Origin of the sequence: Streptomyces sp. NPDC046197, assembly GCF_040646295.1 — a bacterium.
Classification (GTDB): Bacteria; Actinomycetota; Actinomycetes; order Streptomycetales; family Streptomycetaceae; genus Streptomyces.
In genome coordinates, this window is record NZ_JBEYZY010000047.1 from 20,749 (window position 1) to 23,987 (window position 3,239).

3 protein-coding genes and 2 pseudogenes are annotated in these 3,239 nt (G+C 70.5%); 1 reads left to right on the forward strand and 4 read right to left on the reverse strand.

Annotation, left to right across the window (positions count from 1 at the left end; all coding sequences use genetic code 11):
• Positions 1–786: 786 nt before the first annotated feature.
• Together AB0A61_RS36675 and AB0A61_RS36680 are read right to left on the reverse strand one after the other, a co-directional pair.
• Positions 787–1,155: a VOC family protein gene (locus AB0A61_RS36675; RefSeq protein WP_361302539.1), complete on the reverse strand. Its 369-nt coding sequence runs from the start codon at positions 1,153–1,155 to the stop codon at positions 787–789.
• 616 nt (positions 1,156–1,771) lie between these two features.
• Complete coding sequence (locus AB0A61_RS36680) at positions 1,772–1,924, reverse strand: hypothetical protein (protein ID WP_361302542.1); 153 nt, start codon at positions 1,922–1,924, stop codon at positions 1,772–1,774.
• Positions 1,925–2,110: 186 nt separating this feature from the next.
• On the opposite strand from AB0A61_RS36680, the pseudogene AB0A61_RS36685 reads away from it, so the two are divergent.
• Positions 2,111–2,254: pseudogene (locus AB0A61_RS36685) on the forward strand (transposase); the annotation flags it as partial.
• A gap of 126 nt (positions 2,255–2,380) precedes the next feature.
• Here the strand turns inward: AB0A61_RS36685 and AB0A61_RS36690 are convergent.
• Positions 2,381–2,509, reverse strand: a pseudogene (locus AB0A61_RS36690) (RNA polymerase subunit sigma-70); the annotation flags it as partial.
• Positions 2,510–2,527: 18 nt separating this feature from the next.
• Positions 2,528–3,239 (reverse strand): hypothetical protein (locus AB0A61_RS36695; protein WP_361302545.1); only part of this gene is annotated, 712 nt, incomplete at its 5' end.

Sequence of the window (3,239 nt, forward strand, 5' to 3'; positions counted from 1 at the left end):
AACCGGCCCGGACTGAACCGGCCCGGACTGAACCGGCCCGGACTGAACCGGCCCGGACTGAACCGGCCCGGACTGAACCGGCCCGGACTGAACCGGCCCGGACTGAACCGGGCAGGACTGAACCGGGCAGGAGGAAGAAGACCGCGTCCGCAGGCTGCTGCAGCGCCTGGCGCCCGTCGCCGCTCCGGCCACTGCCCGGTGTGTACCCCGCCGTTCGCATCCGGACGCCAGCCCCGGGCGTTCTGCTCAGCCTGGTGCCGTGGCCGCGCACAGGCCCTGCAGCGCCGCGGGCCGGTGCCCGGTGGCCCGGGACTCCTGCTTCCCCGGCAGCGCAAGCAGCGCCTGGACCTCCCCGAGATACTGACGTGAGAGATGCAGGGACGGATGGTGCTGGCCGAGCGGGCTGCGCGGTTGCGCAAGGAGCTGGCGGAGATCGACGCCGAGGTGGCCCGGCTCGAGGCAGCGGAGGTGGTTATCGGCTAGTTCATCAAGGCCGAGCGCGCGGGTGAGGTGGACGATCCGGCCATGGACGCCGAGCGGAGCCGATCGGGCAGCGGTACCAGTTGGTCCGAGAGTAGACGGTCGGCCGGGAAGTCCTCGGCGTCGCGGTTGGCCAGGGAGTAGAGACCGGCAGGTGTGGGATGTTCATTGGACTGTGTGGGAGGGCGGTGCGCCAAAGAGCCACCTGCTTCGCGCGCTGGTCGTACTGGCGAACATCGAGGCCACTACAGGCAATTGATCCATACCGCAGGCAGCTCACGACCAGCACAGGCACCCGGAACGGCGTCACTGAGCCGGGATCGGCTGGGTGAGGTTCACCGGGTTGCCGTCGGGGTCCTGGATGTGGGCGACGCGCTGTCCCCACGGCATGTCGTTGGGGCCGCTGCGGACCGAGCCGCCCAGCGCCTCCACCCGGCCGAGCGTCTCGTCGACGTCGTCGACACCGATGCTGAGCAGGATCCGCGGTGCCGCCCCGGTCCCCGGGTTCGTCTTGGCCACCAGCCCGAGGTCGGTGTCGCCGATGCGCAAGCCGAGGTAGAAGGCCGGGCCTTCCGCCGGTACCCGGAAGATCTCCTCGGCGCCGAACAATTTCGTATAGAAGCCGAGCAGGACGTCCTGGTCGGCAGTGATGATCACTGGCTGGATGGTGGACATGGCACTCCTGTCGAGAACGGTCGTGTCGCTGGGTAGACCGTTCGAGGACGGTGGACTCATCGGCGAAACCGCCCTGCCAGACGATCTACACCCCAGACTGCCGCCCGCGACCAGTACGAGCAGCCCGAAACGGGGTCTCACCACCCCTGCTGGCCAGCCACTTCAAGATGGCGCAGCCTCATTATTCGCTTGGCGTGAGTGTTGACGCCTTCGAGCGCCCATTGTGGTCCGGGGCGGTGAGGCCGGCGTCGACGGCGGCGCGGTCGACATCGGGGCTGTTGGCGAAGGCGTGGAGGTAGGGCAGTCCGGCAGGCGGGCGCATGGCAGCGGCTCCCCACCATGGGACGGAGGGCGTATGCATTCTTCCGCCGCCGGCGCGAGCACGCGCTGGTCGGAACCAGCGTTGGGGTAGGCGCAACGGAAATGGTCACCCAAGTCATGACCACCGAGCCCTACGCCACTGCCGCACGCGTCTTCGATCGCGCGTCGGGCAGGGGCCTGGTGGCTGAAGCCGTGCCAGTGCAGCATCCGCGCAATGGCCGACTGGGTCAGGCTCTTGTGGAACCGGGCGGCCGATCAGCGTCTTGATCCGCGCCAGCTTCCAGATCTGGTCCGGTCACCCGTGCGCCACCGGCCCCTTGGCAAGCTCCTGCTCGAGCGCCTCGAACAGTGCCTCGCTCAGCTCGGGCCCGTACGGCGGCCCCTTCGATCCAAGCGCAGCCGTCCCGCCGTGCTCCCACGCCTGGCCCCACCGCTGAATTGACCGCACGCTGACATAACTCCTTGGCGACCCCAGCATTGTCGTGTCCCAGAGCGAACAACTCGGCTGCCCGCATCCGGATGTGCTCGCGAAACACCCCGTCGCTCCGCGGACGCCGTCACCCGCGGCGAGGTCGACTTGGACGAGCAGCTGGCGCGCAGCCCGGTCACCACCAACTGCAGGTGCGCCGCAATCGGCACCGCGGGTAGGGTCGAGAACTCACAGGTTGCCGTCTACCTCGTCTACACCACCGTCGCCGGACACGCGGCGATCGACCGGGAGTTGTACATCCCGCGCTCATGGACCGAGGATGCAGACCGCTGCCGCGCCGCCGGGATAACCGATGCCGACCATCGCGGGCATCCGGACACCACCCCCACGAGCCCCAGGTGTGGCACCCTGATCAAGCGAGATCCGGTAGATTCGCGCGGAGAACTTCGCGATGCCCGCGCCGGTGAGGTGCGCGTCCTGCACGGTGTCTTCGGCCTTGCTTGCGGAGCTGAGGAGCCGGTAGGCGATGGCTTCCAGGCGGGACCTGGCGGCCTCGAACCGCTCCACGTCGTTCGTGGTCAGAGCCCGGGCCTCGGATCCCAGTGCCCCGGGGCCCGGGCCTCAGGGGCAGGCGTAGGTGACGTGGGCGGTCACCGGCCGGTGGGCCGGGGAGAGGATGCGCAGGTCGGCCCGCGCCGTGCGGTGGCCTTCGCCCTGGAAGGTCCACCGCAGGTGCAGACGCGCCTGGTGCTGGCCCCGGGCCACCACTTCCCGCAGGACGCCCGAGGCGGTGCCGTCGCTTCGGATCCAGCGGTAGGTGAGCGTTCCCGGACGGCCGTTCGTGGTGACGAGGCCGACGATGTCCGCGGTGTCGTCGCAGCCCAGAGCTGCCGGCCGGGCCGAGACCGCCACCGTGCGCACGGCGACGGGCGGCCCGAGGCGCTGCCGGGCGAGGAGAGCGAGGACGAGCAGCACCACCAGCGCGGGCAGAGCGTGTCTGCGCAGCCGCCGGCGCGGGGCCGCCGTGGGGGGCGGCTGTACGGCCGGGAGCGTCCGGTGGGCGACGGCGGCGGTCACGCCTGGGCCGAAACGCAGCACGCTGCCTTCGGTGCGATCGGCCGCCGGCGTCGCCTGATTCTTTGCGGTGGACGGCTCCTCGAGGACGGTGCCGTCCGGTTCGGGTCGCTCGATCCAGTGGCTGGCCAGAACGGTCGCGCTGTACTCGGCGTCGGCGGAGCGGGGCCCATCGCCCGGGAGGGGACCGCCGGTGGGGTCGCCCAGGCGGACTGTGGAGGCGTGCTCGCCAGCGGGTGCGAGCACCTTTGTGGCCTCG